The organism is Thermomonas brevis, assembly GCF_014395425.1.
In the GTDB taxonomy this organism is placed as follows: domain Bacteria; phylum Pseudomonadota; class Gammaproteobacteria; order Xanthomonadales; family Xanthomonadaceae; genus Thermomonas; species Thermomonas brevis.
Map to the genome: position 1 here is coordinate 1,120,100 of NZ_CP060711.1, position 20,358 is coordinate 1,140,457.

A 20,358-nucleotide genomic window follows, 5' to 3' on the forward strand; every position below is an offset into this window, starting at 1 on the left:
GAACGCAGCCCGACGGAATGAAGGCGGTTTTCACCCCGCATTGACCGCAGGGTCGCGACGGTGGACGCATGCCCACTCCGCCGCCGCCTTCCCGTTCCATCGGCGCGACGCTGTCGCGCCACCCGCTTCGCACCGCGCTGGCGGTGGCGGCGCTCGCCCTCGTCGTGCTGCTGTTGCTGTGGGACTGGAACTGGTTCAAGCGCCCGATCGAACGCATCGTCACCGCGCGCACCGGCCGCGAATTCCATATCGACGGCGACCTCGACGTGGACCTGGGCCGCACCGCCACCATCCGCGCCGACGGGCTGCGCATGGCCAATGCGCCGTGGGCGCAGGCGCCGCAGTTCGCACGCATCGACCGGCTAGCGTTCGACCTGCGCCTGTGGCCGCTGCTGCGGCGGCACGCGGTCATTCCGCGGATCGCCTTGCAGGGCGCGCAGCTCCAGCTTGAGCGACGCGCCGACGGCAGCGGCAACTGGACGTTCGAACGCGGCGGCGGCACCGGCAGCCTGCCGGAGTTCCGCAACGTGACCGTCAAGGCCGGGCAGCTGGTCTTCCTGGACCCGGCGAACAAGACCGACGTGCGCTTCAAGCTCGACAGCGGCAAGCGCGGCCCGGACGACGCCGAGGCGCCCATCGCCGTCACCGGCGGCGGGCATTGGGCCGGCAACGCGTTCGCGCTGGAAGGCACGGCGGAGTCGCCACTGGAACTGCGCGACGCGGCGCGCCCCTACCGCATCGACGCGCGCGCCCGTGCCGGCGCCACCCGCGCGCATGCGCGCGGCACGCTGACCGATCCGCTGCATTTCCGCGACTTCGACCTGCGCCTGGCGTTGTCCGGCAAGAACCTGGCCGATCTCTACCCGCTGATCGGCGTGGTCACTCCGGACACCCCGCCGTACGCGCTGGACGGGCGGCTGACCCGCGATCTCGGCGGCCGCACCACCACCTGGCACTACGACGGCTTCACCGGCAAGGTCGGCGACAGCGACCTGCGCGGCAGCGCCGCGGTGACCACCGGCGGCGCGCGGCCGCGGCTGGTGGCCGACCTGCGCTCGAACCGGCTGGACTTCGACGACCTCGCCGGCTTCGTGGGCGGCGCGCCCAGCCCCGGCGAATCCAGCAACCCCGAGCTGCGCGCGAAAGCCGCCGACCAGACCGCGCGCGACCGCCTGCTGCCCGCCACGCCCTACAGGCTGGACAAGCTGCGCGCGATGGACGCCGACGTGCGCCTGCAAGCGGAGCGCATCGACGCCCCGCGCCTGCCGCTGCAGAAGATGGATGCGCACCTGCTGCTGGACGACGGCCTGCTGCGCCTGGCGCCGCTGGACTTCACCGCCGCGGACGGCCGGGTTCGCGCCAACGTGCGGATGGACGCACGCGGCGCGCCCATCCGCACCCACGCCGTCGTCGGCGCCTCGGGCCTGGACCTGCCGCAGCTGATGCCCGGCGTGAAGCTGGGGCAGACCGCGGTGGGCCGGGTGGACGCCGACATCGACCTGCAGGGCCAGGGCAACTCGATCGCCGCGATGCTGGGCAGCGCCAGCGGCCACGCCCGCGCCGGCATGGGCCGGGGCCAGATCAGCAAGCTGCTGATGGAATTCGCGGGGCTGGACCTGGCCGGCATCCTGCGCATCAAGCTCACCCACGACAAGCAGATCCCGATCCGCTGCGTGCGCGCGGACTTCGCTGTGGACAACGGCGTGATGAGCGCGCGGCAGCTGGTGTTCGACACCACCGAAACCCTGTTGAAGGGTCGCGGCACCGTCAACCTGCGAGACGAGACGCTGGATCTCGCCATCCAGCCCAGGACCAAGGATTTCAGCCCGCTGTCGCTGCGCTCGCCGCTGTACGTGCAGGGCCGCTTCACCCATCCGTCGTTCAAGCCGGACTATGGCCGCATCGGCCTGCGCGCCGGCGCCGCCGCGGCGCTGGCGACCTTGGCCGCGCCGGCCGCCGCGCTGGTGGCGACGACGGACGTGGGCGATGCGAAAGACGCGGCCTGCGGCGAGCCCGAGCCGACAAAGCGCAAGGGCTGACGCGCGGCGATCTCTTCAGCCGGCGATGTAGCGCTGCAGCTGGTCGATGTCCTGCCGCTGCATCTCGATCACCGCCTTGACCAGGTCGCCGATCGACAGCACCCCGGCCACGCCGTCGCCGTCCACGACCGGCAGATGGCGGATGCGGCGGTCGGTGACCAGCTGCATGCAGTGCCCGATGCTGTCGCCCGGCGCCACCGTCACCACCTCGCGCGTCATGATGTCGCGCACCGGCGTGTCCTTCGACGAACGCCCCTGCAACACCACCTTGCGGGCGTAGTCGCGCTCCGAGAGGATGCCGGCCAGCGTCGGCCCGTCCATCACCAGCACCGCGCCGATGCCGCGTTCGGCCATCAGACGGATGGCGTCGATCACCGGCGCATCCGGCCCGATCGCGATGATCTCAGCCGGTTTCGCCTCCAGCAGTTGCCGCACCGTGCGCATGGCGGACTCCTTGCGGTTCGGGAAGAAGCTCGGGACGCCGGGCCGAGGATACTCCGATTGCCGGCCGCCAGTCGTCGATCAGGTACAGCGGGCGCTGCTTGGATTCCTCGTACAGCCGGCCCAGGTATTCGCCGATCATGCCCAGCGCCATCAGCTGCACGCCGCCCAGGAACAGGATCACCGCCATCATCGACGGCCAGCCCGCCACCCGGTCGCCCCACAGCAGCGCCTTCGCGATCACCCAGCCGCCGTAGCCGAACGCGAGCAGCGACGTCGCCAGCCCCGCGTAGGTCGCCATCCGCAGCGGCACGGTGGAGAAGCCGGTGATGCCCTCCAGCGCGAAGTTCCACAGCTTCCACGCGTTGAACTTGCTGCGCCCGGCCGCGCGCGCGTCGCGCTGGTAGGGGATCGACACCGCGTTGAAGCCGATCCAGCCGAACAGGCCCTTCATGAAGCGGTGCCGCTCGCGCAGCTGGCGCAGCGCCGCCAGCGCGCGCGGCGACAGCAGCCGGAAGTCGCCGGTGTCGCGCGGCACCGGCGTCTTCGACAGCGCGCCGATGACGCGGTAGAACGCATGCGCGCTGGCGCGCTTGAACACGCCCTCGCCCTCGCGGGCGACGCGGGTGCCGAACACGTCGTCGTAGCCTTCGCGCCATTTCGCCACGAACTTCGGCAGCAGCTCCGGCGGGTCCTGCCCGTCGGCGTCGAGGATCAACGCCGCGCCGCGCTCGACCCGGTCCAGCCCGGCGGTCAGCGCCGCCTCCTTGCCGAAATTGCGCGACAGCCGCAGCAGCGCCACCCGCGCATCCTCCTGCGCGAAGCGCCGCAGCAGCTCCCAGGTGCCGTCGCGGCTCCCGTCGTCGATGTACAGCACGCGCGCCTCCAGCCCTTCCGCTTCGGCCATATCCAGCGCCGCGCGGACGCGCGGCTGCATGCGCGGCAGCGCCTCCGCCTCGTTGAAGGCGGCGATCACCAGGGTCAGGCAGCGGTCGGCGGGTGCGATCTCGGACATGCGGGAAAGTATGCCAGTGCGGCGGTGACGCTCAGTCGAGCGCGCGCAGATAGCCGGTGCCGCCGATCCCGGCCATCTGCCGCTGGATCGCCGCCGCGCGGCGCTGCACGTACGGCCCCGGCCGCGCCGCGCTGTAGCGCTTCGGGCTGGGCAGCACCGCCGCCAGCCGCGCCGCCTCGGACGCGGACAGCCTCGAAGCGTCCTTGCCGAAAAAGCTGCGCGACGCCGCCTGCGCGCCGTAGATGCCGTCGCCGAACTCGGCGAAGTTCGCGTACATCTCCAGGATCCGCCGCTTCGGCCACAGCGCCTCGATCAGCGCGGTGTACCAGACCTCCAGCCCCTTGCGCAGCCAGCGCGTCGGCCCGACGCCCTGCCACAGGAACAGGTTCTTGGCGGTCTGCTGGCTGATGGTGCTGGCTCCGCGGATGCGCTTCACCGGCGTGCCGCGCTTCTCGGCGCGCGCGCGCATCTTCTCGTTGTGCGCCTGCGCCTTCTCGATGGCGTCGAAGTCGAAGCCGTGGTGGCGGGCGAAGTTCTGGTCCTCCGCCGCCACCAGCGCCAGCGGCAGGTTCGGCGACATCGCCCGCAGGTCGCGCCAGTCGTGGGCGATGCGGAAACCGGGATGGCCGGCCAGCGCCGCATCCACCCAGCGCGCCGCCATGAACGCGGAAAACGGCGGATCGACGAAGCGCAGCGCCAGCACCTGCAGCACGCTGAAGACGGCGAACAGCAGCGGCAGCTTCCACCACCAGCCGCGCAGGCGGCGCTTCCGGGCCGCGCCGTTCATGCGCCAGCACCTTGCGATCGGCGCCCGCGCGCCCCATTTACACTCATCATCCTTTCCCCCTTTGCGCCCGCGCATTATCCGCGCGCGGGCCACTCCACGGTATCGACATGACCCGAACCAGCGACACGCAGCTGCGCTTCCTGCTTCCCGCCGCCGGCGTCCGCGGCGTCGCCGTCCATCTGGACGAGGCCTGGCGCAGCATCGCTGAGCGCGCCGACTATCCGCCCGCCGCCGCCGAACTGCTGGGCGAGGCCGCCGCCGCCGCCGCGCTGTTCACCGGCCACGCCAAGGTCGACGGCCGGCTGTCGGTGCAACTGCGCAGCAGCGGCGCCATCGGTACCCTGTTCGCCGAATGCACCGCCGCCGGCACCCTGCGCGGCATCGTTCGCCTGAACGAGGCCGCCGCTGCGCCGCCCTCGCGCGACCTGCGCGCGCTGGGCGAGGACGCGCTGCTCGCCATCACCATCGAGAACCCGTCCCTGCGCGGCGACGAGCCGATGCGCTACCAGGGCCTGGTGGCGCTGCAGGCCGCGCGCTTGGACGAGGCCTTCGAGGACTATTTCCGCCAATCCGAACAGCTACCCACCCGCCTGCTGCTGGCCTGCGACGGCCAGCGTGCCGCCGGCCTGCTGCTGCAGAAACTGCCGGGCGAGGAAGGCGACGAGGACGGCTTCCGCCGCGCCAGCGCGCTGTTCGACACGCTGGGCGGCGAGGAACTGCTGGCGCTGCCGCCGGCCGACATCGTCCACCGCCTGTTCCACGAGGAAACCCCGCAGCTGGTCGGGGAGAAGCCGCTGCGCTTCGCCTGCTCCTGCTCGCGCGAACGGGTGGAGGGCGTGCTGGTGTCGCTGGGCCGCGAGGAAGCGGACGCGGCCGTGGCGGCCGGCGACGGGACGGCCTCGATCCTGTGCGAGTTCTGCGGGCAGGGCTACGGCTTCGACGCCGGGGAGATCGCCGCCCTGTTCGCCCGCGAGGCCGGCGCGCAGCCGGCGGCGCCCGGCCTGCAATGACGGGGCGCCGCCAAACACGAGCCGCGTGAAGCCTTTGCGGCGCTATTGTTAAAGAAACATAAACCCGCTAGGCTTCCAGTCCCGTATTCGGCCCCCGAAGCGGGAACTTCGTCCATCCGGGCCGGTCAATCGCCTCGCATGAATCTGCGCCTGCTGCCACTCGCCGCTGCCGTGTTCGCTCTGGCCTTCGCCAGCGGCGGCGCGCACGCGCAGGCGAAGAAGGCGCAGCGCGGCGATTCCAAGGTAGTGCCGGTCCTGAACAAGGACAGCGGCAAGCTCGAAGCCGTGCTGCTGCTGGAACCGGCCACCGATGGCGCGACCGGCGCCGGTGCGCGCTGGCGCTTCGGCAACACCACCCTCGAAGCCACCTACGGCCTGCAATCCGGCGACTCGCTGGCGCTGCTGTGCGACCGCCGCAGCGGCATGGCGCCGGCCATCGGCCAGCTTGCCAGCAACTGCGTGCTGGCTTCGCTGGGAGACGACAAGCCCGGCAGCGGCATCAGCCGCCATACCAGCGCCGGCGTCAGCCTGGGCCGCAACGGCAGCAAGCTGGGCATGAGCTTCGGCAACGGCCGCGACACCCTGCCGGCCTGGCTCTCTCCCGGCCAGCTGGGCGGCGCGCGCTATAGCCAGAACGACTTCTCCCTGTTCGCCGAAAAGTCGATCAGCCGCGAAGGCTTCGTCAGCGTCGGCGGCACCCTCGCCCGCGCGCGGCTGGTGCCGGCGGCCGACGTGCCGCGGTTGGCCGACCAGTGGAACACCCGCAGCCTGAGCGTCGGCGGCGGCTACGGCGCCTTCGGTGCCAACGTGGTCGGCCGGGTGGTCAACGTGCCGGGCGAAAGCGAAGTCTGGAAGGGCCTGGGCCTCGGCCTGACCTGGCGCACGCCTTGGAACGGTCAGCTCAGCGTCGGCGCGGATAACGTGGTCACGCGCGGCAAGAATCCGTTCTCGGTGAAGGGCGACCAGGGCGACGAGGGCACCGTGCCCTACGTGCGCTACCAGCAGGACCTTTAACTCCTTCCGCGAGCCGTCCGCCGGCTCCGGATACGAAGAAGGCCGCACCCCGGGATGCGGCCTTCCTGTTTGCGGCCTTCGCCGACAGGCGAAGGCTTCAGGGCATAATCAGGCGCGCATCGCCCGAGAAGGTCTGGATGCGGACGTCGCCCTTGCCGCTGCCGTAGCGCGTACGGAAGCTGGAACCGGGGCCGAATTCTTCCTTCCTGATCTTCGCGCCCGGCGCGGCGAGATCGCCGCTGAAGCTCTCGCCGGACACTTGCGCCGACAGGTCGGCAGGCAGGCGCAGCATCAGGTCGCCGCTGACGCTTTCCATCCGGATTTCGCCGTCCTCCGCAAGGCCCAGGTTCACGTCCATGTCGCCTGACACGGTATTGGCCGACAGCTTGCGCACGCGCTCGCCCAGGGTATTCAGGCGCAAGTCGCCGGACACGCTTTCCAGCGCAACTTCACCGTTCAAACGGCCCTGCGCGATCAACTGGCCGCTGACGGTTTCCACCCTCAGGCTGGGGCTGTTCATCGCCAGCCGGATGTCGCCGCTCACCGAACTGACGTTGCCACGCCGCGGCGCGCCGTTGGCGACGATGTCGCCGCTGACCGACTCCAGTTCCAGCTCGCGCGACGCCATGCCGGTCACGCTGATGTCGGCCGAGACGGTTTCCACTTCCAGATCGGCCAGGATCGGCATCTGCACTACGAGATTGCTCGGCTCGACGTTGCGGCTACGCGCGGGATACTGGACCTTGATCCGCAGCACACGGCCGTCGCCTTCCACCGACAGCTTCTCCACGCCGTCGCCCAGCGTGCCGGCCAGCTTCACCTCCGGCCGATCCCAGGCGACCACTTCGACGCGGCCCTTCACGTTGTCGATCTCCACCCGCCCGCGCGCGTCCAACGGCTTCGTCTGGTTGATCGGAGTACCCGCGAGGGCGGGGAGCGCGACGGCTCCGGCCAGCGTCGTCAACAGCAATTTGGCAAAAATTTGCATAGCGTTTCCTCAGGCAAAAATCGCGCGGCGCGACAGGGCGAGCCGGCGTGTGTAGATCTGGCGCAACTGCTCCAGCAGTTGCGCCGACTCGGGACTCTGGCGCAGGGCCGCCAGGATCTGATCGGCGCTGCGATCCAGCGCTTCCAGACCCGGCTGCCAGCTGGCAGGCGCGGCGCGCACGTCCAGCTCGCGCAACGCGGCCTGGTAATGGGTGGACATGGCTTCGGCCTCCTTCGGCAAAGGCTTGGCCGCCACCTGCTCGCCCACCGCCACCGGACGCACGTCTTGCGGGCCGCTGCCCTGCCACGCCAATCCCAGCGCCAGCAGCATCGACGCCGCCAACGCCACCGGCCAGACGCGGCGCGGTCGCGGCGCCTGTCGCTGCAGCGGCAGGCGCGCCGCGATGCCCGGCCACAGGTCGTGTTCCGGCTCGATGTCGCGGCGAAGCGCATGCAACGCCATCCGCAGTTCGGCTTCGCCGATCTCGTGTTTCCCGTTCATGCCATCTCTCCGATCCGCGCGCGCAGCAACCCGCGCGCGCGATGCAACTGTGCCTTGGAACTGCCTACCGCCATACCGAGTTCCCCGGCAATTTCCTCGTGTTTCCAACCTTCCACGTCGTGCAACACCAGCACAGCGCGCGCCCGCGGCGGCAGGCTGGCAACCGCACGCTCAAGATCGCGGCCAAGCACCGCCCGACCGGCGGTGTCCGGCGTGGCCACCGACTCCAGCGCATCGCCATCGTCTTCCTGCCACGGCCGGCTGCGCCGCGCGCGCAGCTCCATCAGCGCTGTGTTCACCGCGAGCCGATGCAACCAAGTCGAGACCGCGCTCTCGAAACGGAAACTGGGCAATGCCTGCCAAGCACGAACGAATGCTTCCTGAGTCAAGTCTTCCGCACGCCCACTCGCTTGGCCCACCAGCCGCACGATCACGCCATGCACGCGGCGGTGATGGCGGCGATAAAGCTGCTCGAAGGCCGCAACATCGGCGGTGGCTGCACACCGAGCCAGGGTCGCATCTTCATCCGCAGCGTCGGCGGTGGCGGTGGCGTGGCTCTGTGGCATCGGCATGATCTGCATCAGCATGTTGATCCTGATGCCTTGCGGCGGCAAAGGGTTTAAGTGGGCCCAAAAGAAGGCTTTCTTCGTCTAACTCCGGAAAAGCAGCGAGGACCTTGAGGAAGAAGTAGGCGCCATTGCGGAATCCTTAGGCCATCCTGGCTCACCCCCAACCCTACTAGCGATTACGCGGAACAGGCCATAGACCAGTTGACGTTCGGGCATTGCGGGCCTCCAAGCCATAGGCGGTATTCACACCGTCGCCATGGCTTGCACTCGGACACAACGCTCGGGCCGAGCAGCTCGAAGAAAGAACGTATATCAGCGCGGGAAAGGCCCAGCCAGCATCCGCTTGCGTTCCGCGCGTCGACCACGACGAGGCATAGCGAGGTCTTCTGAATCGCGCACTCAGCAATAATCAGCCTGGTACGCCCGGCCGATTTATGCCGAGCTGGATTTTCGCTGCCTCCGCTTTCGCCCGGTAACGCGCGCCGGGGTACTGGCTGCCGCGGCCGTGGTGAAGGACCAGGCCTGCTTCGGACGGGGGCTGAAGCAGCATGTCGAGCACCCGCTCGGTCAGGTCTAGTTGATCGTCCATCGCCCAGCCGACGACGCGACGGCTACAGGCATCGACGAGCGCGGCGATGTACAGCGGCCCTGACGCGTAGGCAGCACGGTGATGTCGCCAACCCACAGCCGGTCTGGTGCATCGCTGGCGAATGACCATGTGCATAACCGCGCTGCGGCAGGCATACGCTGCGAGGCGGCGCATGCGCGCAGGAATCGGCGGCGACGGCGTGTCCAAAGGCCGTACTCGCGACGCAACCGATCCATGCGATGGCAACCACACTCGACGCCATCGTTACGCAACGTACACCACAAGCGACGGCTGCCGTAGCGCTAGCGGAACTCGCGATGCGTGGCTGCGATCATGGCGGCGAAGGCGACCTCGGCGATGGTGCGGGCGCTCGAAGCACACGCTTTCCTTGCGTGGTAGCCGTCGGTCGAGAAGCGCAATGTCCGACACAGGCCGACGAGCCAATGGTTCACTCGCCACCCTCAATCCAGGCGTATCGCGCTTGGACGCGCTGGCGAAGCGCACCGTGGCTTTTTTAGGATCGCGTTCTCTTCCTACACCCGAGCCAGCCCGCGGTGCAGGTGCGTGAGTTCGAGTTATTCGAGTGAACGACGACCATAGCCAAGGAACGCATGATCGCCTTGCGCGCGCAGAGTTTCTCTCCACTTATAGAGCCGGTTGCGCGGCACGCCAAGTTTGAGCGCCAACTGCGTGACCGGCTTGTCGCCATGTTCCGGCAACCTAACCGCCTCACGCTTGAGTTCCACGATGACCCGCTGCATCGCCATCCACGCCTCCGCGCTTGCCCCCATTCTCAGGTGTCTGCGGCAGACGGGCCAATCCATAAATCCTGCTCGGCTACGACCGGCCCGAGCTTGTTGCTTCAACACCAGCAAGTCTGCCAGACCGGTTGTGCGCCTTTCTCCACTCATATGGGCGAAGAACAAAAAAGCCGGCCCCATTGCTGGGGCCGGCTGATTTTTGCAATTGACACTTAGCGATTAGAAATCGTACCGAACAGTGAAGCGCACACTACGCGGACTGGTGTAATACGACACCTTGTTGAAGGTCGGATCAACCGTGCTGCGCGAGTTGGCCGAACGCGGGTTGTACGCGGTAGCCGTTTGCGTGTTGAACAGGTTGAGCACGTCCACCGAAGCCGTCAAACCTTCGAGCCAGCTAGGGGTGTAGGTGAAGTTCATGTTGAAGGTGGCGACCCACGGAGTCTCACCGGCGCTACCACGCGGAGAGAACACGTACCCATCATTCGGAACGACGTTCGGATTGTTCACCGCAGTCTGGGCACCCGGCACACCGCAATAGAAGTAATAGAAGCCGTTGTTGTACAGACCGGGCTTCGCATACGGGTAGTAGCTCTTGCAGTCCTTCGGACGTCCGCTCTGGATGATCACCGAGCCGCCCACACGGAATTGATCGCTCAGCTTCACCGAACCAAACGCCTTGACTTGGTGCTTGCGGTGATTCGGCAGCAGACCGTTGGCACCTTCCAGCAGTTCAGGCAAGTCCCAATCGGAAGTCACGGACACGTCAGCCTGTCCACCGGTACCGGTGTCCAGCGAGGAGTTCAACTGACCTTCGGCGTTACCCCAGTTCTTGGACAGGGTGTATTCCACCTTGGCGAACAACCCGTCGTTGACGTACTGCCCATACAGATCCAGAGCCCAGTACTTGCGCTTCAGCTTCGGGAAGCCCAATTCTTCAACCGTGTAGCTTTGCTCGGTGTAGGTACCGTCACCGTTCGGGATCAGGAAGGTTGCTGCTTCACCCGGGTTGAAGATGCGGCATTCGCTCGGGCAGGTATCGTCGATCGCGCTCTTGAGGTCGCGATAGGTCATCTTCGCGCCCCAGGAGAACATCTCATTTTCAACACGCTGCATGCCAAGGATGAATTCATCCTGGTAGTGCGCCTTCAGGTCCTTGATGGCAACGGTAGCCGGGTCCGGCGCGGTACCGCATTCCAAGTTGGTCGAAATGCCACCGTTGGGGCACAGGCGATCCTGGTGGATCAACGGAATCGCATTCGTCCCGGTCGGAGTGCCATCGGCCGCGATTCCGGTGTAGGTGAAGTACTGCTGGGTGCTCAACGACGCGTTGGCGCCACGAATGGCCACGTTGTTGGGCAGGGCCAAATGGTAACGGCCCACATTACCGAACACCTTGAATGAGGAATCGCCGTTCACATCCCAACTGAAGCCCAGCCGCGGGGCCCAGTTGTTCTTCTGCTCAACGTAGGCCAGACCATCGCCGTTGTAGTTGGTGAAGCTGTCGTTACGCAGGCCGAGCGACAGCAGCAAATTATCGGTCACCTGCCAACGGTCTTCGATGAACCAAGCCTGCTGTTCAGTGGACACCGAGCCGCCATGCGACGAATAACGCTTCGAGACATAGTAACCCTGCGACCCCAAACCACCGCCACTCGCCGGACTGCCCACGCCGTCGCTGGCACTGATGGCTTCCGTCGGCGTGTCCATCTTGCCATAAACCCAGATGTAGCCCGGACCGGTATAGCGGTCGCCGATGTAGGACGTGGCTTCGAAGTGGTCAAGACCCACGCGGATTTCGTGGTTACCAAGCAGATAGTTGACGTCGAAACGATAACCCTTGGTCTTATCCGTGCTCGGGTCGGTGATGGTCAGGTACGGCTGCGGATTCGTGATGGAAGCGTACTGAGCCGGCACCGTGGTGGCACTGAGCGCGCTGATGTACGTCTTGCTCGGGTCATAGCCGGTCAGTGCATCCGGAACATGATCCACCTTCTGCTCGCCGTACTGAGCGGAGATGGTCAGATTGTCCGTCAGGTAACCCGTGTACTTGCCGATGTAGAGACGCGAATTATCCTTGGTCTGGTGGGGACCGTTGTAACTCACATTGTCACGAGTCATGGTGTCGTAGTTGAAACCGTAGTACTCGTAATCGGTTGTGGCGTTGTCCTGGACAGCGGTCAACTCCAGGATGTGATCGTCGGTGATGTTCCAATCGGTCTTCACGGTCCAGCGCGGATAGGTGAAGGTGTTCACGCCCCACGCCTGCACGAGGTTGGTCGCCGAGATTGCCGACCCACCCGATGCGTTCTTGCCTTGCAGGTTACCAGTGACGCGCGACGTTTCCTGATCGATCTCGGTGCGCTCGGCGTTGGCGTAGATAAACAGGCGATCCTTCCAAATCGGACCAGCCGCCCACAGACCATAGGTCAGGGTAGTTTGTGTGTTGCCACGGTTGTAATCGAACAGCTTACCGTCAGTGTAGAACTGCGGCTGACCGTTCTGCGACGGATAATGGTTTGCCTCGCTGTAATGACCGGTATCCGGATAGTAAATGTCCTTCGCCGACGACCTCAGCGAATTCGGGGCGTAAATGGCATAAACGCCGCCATGCCATTCGTTGGTGCCCCTCTTGGTGATGAGGCTAACCACGCCACCAGTGGAACGACCGTACTCGGCACCATAACCACCAGTCAGCACCTGCTGCTGTGCAATGGAGTCAAAGCCCAAGGTAGTCGCACCGAGATTGGTCAGCGGATTGGTGACCGGGTAGCCGTTGATGTAGTACGCATTCTCGGAAGCCGCCGAGCCACCGAAGCTGCCGATGTTGGACTGGGCGAAGTTGTAGCTCGTGCTATTGATGACGCCCGGGGCCAGCAATGCAACGGAGTTGACATCACGGGGCAGCGCGAAAGTCTTCAGATCTTCAGCGGTGAAGACGGTACGTGTATCGGTTTGGGAGACGTCGACGTCCAGATGGGCAGTGCCCTGCACGAGAACGGCATCCAGAGTGGTGGCTGCGCTGAAGTCGACCTGCGCACCGCTACCGACCCTGACGACCACGTCACGAGTGGTACCACCGGACGTGACCTTGTAGTTGCCTGCGGGCAGCGTCGTGACGTTATAAGTACCGCTGGCATCCACTGTCAGGTTGCGGGTCAGGCCCGTTTCGCTGACGATGGTGACAGTTTGGCCAGCCTCGGCTTTGCCGAAGATCGAGCCGCTGGTGCTCTGCGCATTGACGCCGCCAGCGAAGCACAGACCCAGAGCGACGGTGAGCGCGCTCCGCTTCAGGCTCTTGGCAATGTAATTAGAAGCCATTGTGTGTAACCCCCATGTGGGACGAAGTGGTGACTAAAGGTGTACTTAGACGCCCGGCCTGAAGCGGCCTGACCTTCCGACTATAGAGCAGTCAACATTTCTTTAACAAGCCCCTCAGGCCCCATTCACGTTGATAAGGCGCATTCAGTTTCAGGGGCAACCGCCATTCATCGCAGCGTAGCCGGCACCTGTTGATAGCAGTCGAGCACCGGCCTCAGCACCTCCTCGAGCGGTGACAGCCATGGCTCGAAATGCCGCCAATGATCAAGTCCCTCTCGGTAGATCGGCTTCCTTACCTGTTCCGAGCTCGCCGTCCGCACAGCTCGATCGTTCTCGAAGAAACGGAGGCAGCGCGGATCAAACTCGAGGCCGCAATAGGTCAGCAACGCGCGTACCTGCTGCTCGGTGTCGTTTACCAGCTCCTCATAGATGATCCGATGCACACGCCCTGGCAGCACATCATCAAAGTGTGCCATCAGTGCCACATAGTCCGTGTAGTAGCGCCCCAGATCGTCGAGGTCGTAGCTGAAAGTCTGACCGCGTGCGAAGTGTTGCTTGAAGTTGGAGAAGCAACAGGCCATTGGGTGTCGCCGGACATCCACGATCTTCGCGTTCGGAAGGATCAGATGGATCAACCCCACGTGGGCAAAATTGTTCGGCATCTTGTCGATGAAGAACGGACGTCCGAGCTTGCGTTGCACCCGAGTGCGCTGAAGATAGCGCACTCCCAACGCTGCGAGCTCATCGCGATCCAAGTTTGCCAGCACATGATGGTACGTCTTGTCTGGATCGCCGCACCTCCTCTCCAACTCTTGCGCAATCGCAATGACCGCTGGCAGCTCCATCGTCCCTTCAACCAGAGGGTGGCTGGCAAGAATCTGTTCGACAAGTGTAGATCCTGAGCGCGGCATACCCACCACGAAGATCGGAGCGTCCGCCTGGCTACCGGTCCCGTTGCGTGAAGCAAAGAAATCACGCGTGTATGCGATCTGCGCCGACTGGCGCTGCCGCGTGTTCCGATTGGCGTCGTATTGCACACGACTGCGACGGATCGCATTGCCCCGCAGATAGTGCTCAAACGCAGCCTCGTAGTGTCCGGCGTCCTCCAGCGCCTTGCCTAGTGCGAACTCCAGGTGGAAGCGCTCACTCTCTTCCAGATCGTTCCCAGCCAACTGCTTGCGCATTTCTGCGACATCGTAATGATCGAATCGAACCGTCTTCAGGTTGGACAGACTCCACCACGCCTCTCCGAATCCCGGCCTCAACTCGACACATCGACGATAAGCCGCAACCGCATCAGCGGTACGTCCCGCTGTTTTCAGCGCATTGCCGTAATTGATCCAGACATCCGCCTGCCCAGGTTCGCGAGAAAGCACCGCTTCGTAGGTCGCAATTGCGCGGTTGAACTCGCCCAGCTTTCCAAGGATCACTGCCGCCATGTTCTTTAGAACTTGGTTGTCTGGATCGCGTTCGAGCAGGAACTCGATCTCCGCCAAAGCCTCGCCGTGCCGATTCAGACGATTCAGTGCAACCGCCCGGTTCTGCCGCGCGATGTCGAAATCCGGCACCCGCTCAAGGACTTGGTCAAGCAGACGCAACGCTTCATCGTTACGCGCCTGGCGCATGCGCAACTCTGCAAGCATGCGCATCACCGCGACATCGCCCGGTTGGCGCCGGAGGCGCTTCTGCAGCCGTATCTCGGCCTCCGCCATCGCGTTCCGGTCCAGCGCCGAAGCGGCGGCCATCAACTCTGGGTCATGCGGACTCTGCCGCAAGTGTTCGAGGTACGCTTCGTTGGCGCCACTAGCGTCGCCGTCCACTGCACGCAATTCCGCTAGCGTGAGCCATGCACATGGAAGATGGGGCTGCAGGGCCACCGCCCGTATTAGAGCCTCGAGCGCGAGCTCGCTCTGCCCTAGACCGATCCTGGCAACGGCCAGCTCGAGCCAACCTTTCGCCATCGCGGGGTGCGCCTGCACGAGTGGTTCCAACACTGCCAAGGCGTGCCCAAAATCCCGCTCCACGTTCGCAGCCACCCCAAGCAGCAGCACAACCCCAGGATGTCCGGGAACCACCTTCAGCAATTCGCGGGCTTGCCGGGCGGCGAGCGCCGGCTGCTCGTCAAGTAACCTGGCGACATTGGCGAGCGCGGCATTTACCCCGGCCATCGGAGTTGATGCGTTCATTGGCTTCTTGCTGTCAACTGGGTCATATCACCCGAAATTTACGTCAATCCCCGACAAGAACAAAGGCCGCCGGCAAGCCGGCGGCCTTCATCTCTGAATCTCTAACTTGAAACGAAACCGATCAGAACTCGTAGCGTACCGTGAACTGCCCGGAACGCGGCGCCTGATAATTGACAATGTTGCCGTAATCGGGGTCCGCGTACTGCTCCACGTTCGTACTGCCAAGTTCAGAGAACTCGTTGTATTTGGTGACGCGCTGTGCGTTCAACATGTTGAACAATTTGACCTCGAAGGTCAGCTTCTTGTTGCCCCAGTTCGGCTTGTAGGCAATCCCTGCGTCCAGCGTGGTGATCCACGAGGTACGACCGCGATCACCGCGATGGCCGAGCACTGGGTTGCCACTGCTGTCCTTGCAGTAGAAGCTGTTGCCCGCCCAGTGATTGGCCACGTAGTAGTCGTACACCGGGGTGTTCACGTCGGAATCGTTGATCGAGGGATCATCCAACGGGATGAAGCCGTAGCAGCTTTTCGGGCCGCCGGACTGAATCAAAAGATTACCGCTCGCACTCCATTCATCGGAGAACTCGTAGACGCCGAACACCTTCAGCGTATGGCGGCGATCATTCGGCAGATAGCCGTACGTTCCATCGGTGAAGGGCTTGAAGTCGAAATCCTGGGTGATGCCGGCATCAGTCTGCACCAAGGTCGAGTTCACGTAACCTTCGGACGTACCCTTGCTCCTAGCGTAAGTGTAGGAGCCCTGCAGATACCAATTATCCGACTTGAATCGCTCGAATAAGATCTCCAGCGCCTGGTACTTGCGGCCGAACGCAGGCAAGTTGAAGTACGATGCCGGGACGGTCGCTTCGATGAGGTTGCCGTCGCCATAGGGGTCAACCATCAGGCTGACATCCTCACCCGGATTGATCATGTAACAGGTCGGCGCAGGGCCACCCACATACGCGGAATCAGCCCACCACGCATCGGGATAGCCGTTTTCCTCCAGCCATCGCTGGATAGGCTGGTGCATGCAGATGTCGTCCATGCCCGCCTTGACGTCGCGGTAGATCGCGCGCGCGCCCACCATCCAGTTTTTGTTGACCTGGAACTGCGCGCCCAAGATGAACTCGTCTTGGTACATCGGGCTAAGATTGGTTGCCGCCACAGAATGCGGGTTCGGCGCGACCGGGTTCGGCGCGTTGAACACCGGATTGATGCGGGCACCAAGACCGCCTACCGGCAAGCCGGTTGCCGGATCAATCTGACCGCTGTAGAGATAGTAATTGGTCGCCGTCGATTCGCCGCCAGCCATGCGCACGCTGGTGTTGCCTGCAATCGGTATGTAGTAACGGCCGGCGTTGCCGAACACCTTCACGCTGGAATCGCCCTTGACATCCCACGAGAAGCCTAACCGCGGCGCCCACAAGGTATCGGACTTGGCGAACGCAATGCCATCGGCGTTCCTGTTCTCGAAGCTTTCACCGCGTGCGCCCAGATACAGCAGCACGTTGTCGGTGACCTGCCAGGAATCCTCGAGGTAGACCGCATCATTGAGCACCTCGAAGTCACCCGAGGTATTGCGGAAGTCCCATGTGCGAACGTAATCCGTCCCCGCGGGAATCACTACCCCCATGCCGGTGTCGAAATCGTCGGTACGCTTGAAGTAGCGGTAATACAACCCATCACCGGAATACGACGTGCCAGCGCGGCGTGACACGAACTTTTCGGCGTCATAGCCAAAACGGAGCTTGTGGCTGCCTAGGATCCACTCGCCATCAATACGCCAAGCATTGCGCTTGTCGAAGTCCGCCGAACGGGTTTGATCACGAACGAACGGATTGGCCTCGTTGTAGCAACCGATATAAACGGTATCGCCCGGGTTCGCACGGCTATCGTAGGCACGCGAACACATGTCGGCACCCAATAGTGCAGGATCGCGATCGCCTACCAGCGACTTGAGTTGGCCCACTTGGGCGGACAGAATGAAATTGTCGCCGAAGTAGCCGGTGTACTTGCCAATGTAGGTTTCACCACCGGTCAGGGTGGAGTAATTGAACTCCTCGGCACCGTGCTCGCCAGTGTAGTACTGGCCGGTGGGATTACGGTAGGTAGTCGTTCTGACCTTGTCGCGATTTGAAATGGCAGTCAACTCAACGACGTGACTGTCGGTGATGTTCCAGTCCAGCTTGACCAAGCCATGTGGCTGCGTATTCGAGGTATGGCTGCTGGTGTTCTCGCCAAAGGTGTTATCCGTGTCTTTCCGACCTTCGATCAGGCCGAATACGAAAAGCTTGTCCTTGATGATGGGACCACCACCATAGATGTTATAGGCGATGCTGTTGGAATCGTCGTCGTGATTGTATTGGTAGTACTTCTTTCCAATCGAAGACAGGCTGGTGTCGCGCGTGAGCACATTGGCACTGTGCTTGCGGAGGAATTCAGGATCCCAGTAAACGCTGGCTCCGCCTTTCCACTCGTTGGTGCCTCGCTTGGTGACCAGGCTGATCACGCCGCCAAGCGAGCGACCGTACTCAGCACCGTAACCGCCAGTCTTGACCTGCTGTTCCGCAATCGCATCAAACGGCAAACCGGCATAGGACAGGAAATTGAAAATGTTGGTGACGTCGAAACCGTTGATGTAGTAACCGTTTTCCGCAACCGAGGAGCCACCGAACGACGCAAGATTGCCGAAACCGGCATCGCCCTTGACGGTGCCCGGCGCAAGCAGGGCGACATTGGTGATGTCACGACCCACGGGAAGCGCCTGGATCTGCTGTTGCGTGAATACGGTGGACGACTCCACCGAGGAGACGTCGATGGGATTGATCGCCGAAACGCCCACGACCGTCACTGCATCCAGAGTCGTGGCGCCACTGTCACCAACTGACGCAAGGCTGACTTGGGTACCCGTACCGACCTTGACCTGCACCTCGCGCGTCACACCTCCCGAAGTCACACGATAGCGACCCGGAGCAAGTTGCGAGAAGGTGAAGTGGCCGGATGCATCCGAGTTGATCTGACGGGAAGCGCCCGTATCCAAGTTCTCGATGGAAACAGGAGCGCTTGCGCCCGTGTCGCCAAAGATCGAGCCTACCGAGCTCTGCGCCTGCACGCCGCCCACGAAGCACATGCCCAAGGCGACGGTGAGCGCACTGCGCTTCAGCCCTTTGGCAAGGGAATTGGATTTCATGTGTGACCCCTTCTTTAGTTCTTTTCTGATTGAAAACACCCATGACCATGCGTTAGGCCATGCAGAACGCATCCGGCCAGATCGGCCCGGTATCCCGACTATAAGTAGGCAATGACTTCTTAACAAGTTCACCACCCATTCATCTTGCCCCCACGCAGCCCACCGGCGGTCAACCCAGCGCTTTCGCAATGCGCTCTTGCTCATCCAGCAGCGCCCGCGGCAACCGCGGGCCGTACTCGGCCAGGTACTCGCCAATGCTCGCGAACTCGGCCTGCCAACCTGCGCGATCAAGGCCGAACAGCTTGTCGCGCGCCTCGTCGGACAAGGCCACACCTTCGAGGTTGAGCCCCGCTTCGCCCGGCAGCAAACCGATCGGCGTCTCCACCGCATCCGCCTTGCCTTCCACGCGACCGATCATCCACTCCAGCACGCGCAGGTTGTCGCCGAAGCCGGGCCACAGGAACTTGCCATCGTCGCCCTTGCGGAACCAGTTGACGTGGAAGACCTTGGGCAGCTTCGCGCCCGGGGTGTCGAACGACAGCCAGTGGGCGAAGTAGTCGGCGAAGTTGTAGCCGCAGAAGGGCTTCATCGCCATGGGGTCGCGGCGCATGACGCCGACCGCGCCGGTGGCGGCGGCCGTCGTCTCCGAGCCCATCGCCGCGCCGACCAGCACGCCGTGGGTCCAGTCGCGCGCCTCGAACACCAGCGGCACCAGCGAGGCGCGGCGGCCGCCGAAGACGATGGCGGAGATCGGCACGCCGTGCGGGTCTTCGGCCATCGGCGAGTACGACGGGCACTGCTTCGCGCTGACGGTGAAGCGAGAGTTGGGATGCGCGGCCGGACGCTTGGCCGGATCAAAGGGCTCGCCGCGCCAGTCGGTGACCGGCACCTGGCCGTTGTCGATGCCTTCCCACCACGGCTGGTTGTCGGCGGTGACGCCGACGTTGGTGAAGATGGTGTTGGACTGGATCGACGCCAGCGCGTTCGGGTTGGACTTCGCCGACGTGCCGGGCGCGACGCCGAAGAAGCCCGCCTCCGGGTTGATGGCGTACAGGCGGCCGTCGGCGCCGGGGCGCATCCAGCAGATGTCGTCGCCCACCGTCCACACCTTCCAGCCGTCGCGGCGGTAGCCTTCCGGCGGGATCAGCATGGCGAGGTTGGTCTTGCCGCAGGCGGACGGAAACGCGGCGGCGATGTAGTGCGTATCGCCCTGCGGGTTCTCGATGCCGAGGATCAGCATGTGCTCGGCCAGCCAGCCTTCCTTGCGCGCCTGGTGCGAGGCGATGCGCAGGGCGTGGCACTTCTTGCCCAGCAGGGCGTTGCCGCCGTAGCCGGAGCCGTAGGACTTGATCGTCAGCTCCTCGGGGAAGTGGACGATGAAGCGGCGCTCGGGGTCGAGTTCGCCGGTGGAGTGCAGGCCCTTCACGAACGAACCCTCGCGCTCGATGCGCGCCAGCGCCGGCGCGCCCATGCGGGTCATGAGCCGCATGTTGGCGACGACGTAGGGCGAGTCGGTGATCTCGACGCCGCAGCGCGACAGCGGCGAGTCGATCGGCCCCATGCAATACGGGATGACGTACATCGTCCGACCGCGCATGCAGCCGTCGAACAGCGCGTCCATCTTCGCGTGCGCCTCGGCGGGCGGCATCCAGTGGTTGTTGGGGCCGGCGTCCTCGCGCTCGGGCGTGCACACGAAGGTGAGGTGCTCGACGCGGGCCACGTCGTCCGGATGCGAGCGGTGCAGCCAGCTGTTCGGATGCGTCTCCGGATTGAGCGGCAGCAGCGTGCCGTCGGCCTGCATCTTCGCGATCAGCGCGGCGTTCTCGGCGTCGCTGCCGTCGCACCAGTGGATGGCGTCGGGCTTGGTCAGGGCGGCGACGTCGGCCACCCACCGGTTCAATGCGGCAAGCCGGCTGCCGGCCGCGGAAGGTACTTCTGCATTCATTG

At 64.4% G+C, this 20,358-nt stretch carries 16 protein-coding genes and 1 pseudogene; 3 read left to right on the forward strand and 14 right to left on the reverse strand.

Going from position 1 to position 20,358, the window contains the following annotated elements; genetic code table 11:
- Positions 1-68 precede the first annotated feature (68 nt).
- The gene (locus H9L17_RS05275) at positions 69-2,039 is read left to right on the forward strand and encodes an AsmA family protein (protein WP_187571296.1); all 1,971 of its coding nucleotides are present in this window, start codon (positions 69-71) and stop codon (positions 2,037-2,039) included.
- Between the two features lie 15 nt (positions 2,040-2,054).
- Here the strand turns inward: H9L17_RS05275 and H9L17_RS05280 are convergent, their stop codons facing one another.
- Genes H9L17_RS05280 through mtgA form a run of 3 tightly spaced genes read right to left on the reverse strand, consistent with a single transcriptional unit; the run spans position 2,055 to position 4,282 of the window.
- The gene (locus H9L17_RS05280) at positions 2,055-2,483 is read right to left on the reverse strand and encodes a CBS domain-containing protein (protein WP_187571297.1); all 429 of its coding nucleotides are present in this window, start codon (positions 2,481-2,483) and stop codon (positions 2,055-2,057) included.
- On the reverse strand, positions 2,443-3,495 hold the full coding sequence (locus H9L17_RS05285) for a glycosyltransferase family 2 protein (protein WP_187571298.1): 1,053 nt from the start codon (positions 3,493-3,495) through the stop codon (positions 2,443-2,445). The genes H9L17_RS05280 and H9L17_RS05285 overlap by 41 nt, the downstream gene beginning before the upstream one ends.
- Before the next feature lie 31 nt (positions 3,496-3,526).
- Positions 3,527-4,282, reverse strand: coding sequence for a monofunctional biosynthetic peptidoglycan transglycosylase (mtgA, locus tag H9L17_RS05290; protein ID WP_187571299.1), 756 nt, complete (start codon positions 4,280-4,282; stop codon positions 3,527-3,529).
- Between the two features lie 107 nt (positions 4,283-4,389).
- On the opposite strand from mtgA, the gene hslO reads away from it, so the two are divergent.
- Together hslO and H9L17_RS05300 are read left to right on the forward strand one after the other, a co-directional pair.
- On the forward strand, positions 4,390-5,292 hold the full coding sequence (gene hslO, locus H9L17_RS05295; RefSeq protein ID WP_187571300.1) for an Hsp33 family molecular chaperone HslO: 903 nt from the start codon (positions 4,390-4,392) through the stop codon (positions 5,290-5,292).
- Positions 5,293-5,463: 171 nt separating this feature from the next.
- Positions 5,464-6,306 carry an XOO1806 family protein gene (locus tag H9L17_RS05300; protein WP_187571861.1) on the forward strand — a complete coding sequence of 281 codons (843 nt, stop codon included), beginning with the start codon at positions 5,464-5,466 and terminating at the stop codon, positions 6,304-6,306.
- 97 nt (positions 6,307-6,403) lie between these two features.
- Here the strand turns inward: H9L17_RS05300 and H9L17_RS05305 are convergent, their stop codons facing one another.
- The 11 genes and pseudogenes from H9L17_RS05305 to H9L17_RS05350 all read right to left on the reverse strand — a co-directional run bounded on the left by H9L17_RS05305 (position 6,404) and on the right by H9L17_RS05350 (position 20,356).
- Positions 6,404-7,294 (reverse strand): DUF4097 family beta strand repeat-containing protein, encoded by an 891-nt coding sequence (locus H9L17_RS05305; RefSeq protein WP_187571301.1) that lies wholly within the window; start codon positions 7,292-7,294, stop codon positions 6,404-6,406.
- Between the two features lie 9 nt (positions 7,295-7,303).
- Positions 7,304-7,795, reverse strand: coding sequence for a hypothetical protein (locus H9L17_RS05310; protein ID WP_187571302.1), 492 nt, complete (start codon positions 7,793-7,795; stop codon positions 7,304-7,306).
- Positions 7,792-8,382 carry an RNA polymerase sigma factor gene (locus H9L17_RS05315; protein WP_187571303.1) on the reverse strand — a complete coding sequence of 197 codons (591 nt, stop codon included), beginning with the start codon at positions 8,380-8,382 and terminating at the stop codon, positions 7,792-7,794. Before H9L17_RS05315 ends, H9L17_RS05310 begins: the two co-directional genes overlap by 4 nt.
- 391 nt (positions 8,383-8,773) lie before the next feature.
- A complete protein-coding gene (locus tag H9L17_RS05320) occupies positions 8,774-9,127 on the reverse strand; it encodes a DDE-type integrase/transposase/recombinase (protein WP_187571304.1) in 354 nt (117 codons plus the stop codon).
- Between the two features lie 65 nt (positions 9,128-9,192).
- Positions 9,193-9,237 (reverse strand): annotated as a pseudogene (locus tag H9L17_RS16295) (hypothetical protein); the annotation flags it as partial.
- 18 nt (positions 9,238-9,255) lie between these two features.
- Positions 9,256-9,405, reverse strand: coding sequence for a hypothetical protein (locus H9L17_RS05325; protein ID WP_187571305.1), 150 nt, complete (start codon positions 9,403-9,405; stop codon positions 9,256-9,258).
- Between the two features lie 123 nt (positions 9,406-9,528).
- Positions 9,529-9,720, reverse strand: coding sequence for a transposase (locus H9L17_RS05330; RefSeq protein WP_187571306.1), 192 nt, complete (start codon positions 9,718-9,720; stop codon positions 9,529-9,531).
- A 213-nt stretch (positions 9,721-9,933) separates the two neighbouring features.
- Positions 9,934-13,035, reverse strand: a complete 3,102-nt coding sequence (locus H9L17_RS05335; protein WP_187571307.1) for a TonB-dependent receptor — start codon at positions 13,033-13,035, stop codon at positions 9,934-9,936.
- Between the two features lie 167 nt (positions 13,036-13,202).
- Positions 13,203-15,221, reverse strand: coding sequence for a tetratricopeptide repeat-containing sulfotransferase family protein (locus tag H9L17_RS05340; protein WP_187571308.1), 2,019 nt, complete (start codon positions 15,219-15,221; stop codon positions 13,203-13,205).
- Positions 15,222-15,342: 121 nt separating this feature from the next.
- Positions 15,343-18,411 carry a TonB-dependent receptor gene (locus H9L17_RS05345; protein WP_187571309.1) on the reverse strand — a complete coding sequence of 1,023 codons (3,069 nt, stop codon included), beginning with the start codon at positions 18,409-18,411 and terminating at the stop codon, positions 15,343-15,345.
- A gap of 169 nt (positions 18,412-18,580) precedes the next feature.
- Positions 18,581-20,356 (reverse strand): phosphoenolpyruvate carboxykinase (GTP), encoded by a 1,776-nt coding sequence (locus H9L17_RS05350; protein WP_187571310.1) that lies wholly within the window; start codon positions 20,354-20,356, stop codon positions 18,581-18,583.
- Positions 20,357-20,358: the final 2 nt, after the last annotated feature.

Bases quoted from the DNA above. Each gene is read 5' to 3' on its own strand.
- H9L17_RS05315 (WP_187571303.1), bottom strand. From the start codon at position 8,382: ATGCTGATGCAGATCATGCCGATGCCACAGAGCCACGCCACCGCCACC.
- mtgA (WP_187571299.1), bottom strand. From the start codon at position 4,282: ATGAACGGCGCGGCCCGGAAGCGCCGCCTGCGCGGCTGGTGGTGGAAG.
- H9L17_RS05350 (WP_187571310.1), bottom strand. From the start codon at position 20,356: ATGAATGCAGAAGTACCTTCCGCGGCCGGCAGCCGGCTTGCCGCATTG.
- H9L17_RS05275 (WP_187571296.1), top strand. From the start codon at position 69: ATGCCCACTCCGCCGCCGCCTTCCCGTTCCATCGGCGCGACGCTGTCG.
- H9L17_RS05330 (WP_187571306.1), bottom strand. From the start codon at position 9,720: ATGGCGATGCAGCGGGTCATCGTGGAACTCAAGCGTGAGGCGGTTAGG.
- hslO (WP_187571300.1), top strand. From the start codon at position 4,390: ATGACCCGAACCAGCGACACGCAGCTGCGCTTCCTGCTTCCCGCCGCC.
- H9L17_RS05285 (WP_187571298.1), bottom strand. From the start codon at position 3,495: ATGTCCGAGATCGCACCCGCCGACCGCTGCCTGACCCTGGTGATCGCC.
- H9L17_RS05320 (WP_187571304.1), bottom strand. From the start codon at position 9,127: ATGCGCCGCCTCGCAGCGTATGCCTGCCGCAGCGCGGTTATGCACATG.
- H9L17_RS05345 (WP_187571309.1), bottom strand. From the start codon at position 18,411: ATGAAATCCAATTCCCTTGCCAAAGGGCTGAAGCGCAGTGCGCTCACC.
- H9L17_RS05305 (WP_187571301.1), bottom strand. From the start codon at position 7,294: ATGCAAATTTTTGCCAAATTGCTGTTGACGACGCTGGCCGGAGCCGTC.
- H9L17_RS05335 (WP_187571307.1), bottom strand. From the start codon at position 13,035: ATGGCTTCTAATTACATTGCCAAGAGCCTGAAGCGGAGCGCGCTCACC.
- H9L17_RS05280 (WP_187571297.1), bottom strand. From the start codon at position 2,483: ATGCGCACGGTGCGGCAACTGCTGGAGGCGAAACCGGCTGAGATCATC.
- H9L17_RS05340 (WP_187571308.1), bottom strand. From the start codon at position 15,221: ATGAACGCATCAACTCCGATGGCCGGGGTAAATGCCGCGCTCGCCAAT.
- H9L17_RS05310 (WP_187571302.1), bottom strand. From the start codon at position 7,795: ATGAACGGGAAACACGAGATCGGCGAAGCCGAACTGCGGATGGCGTTG.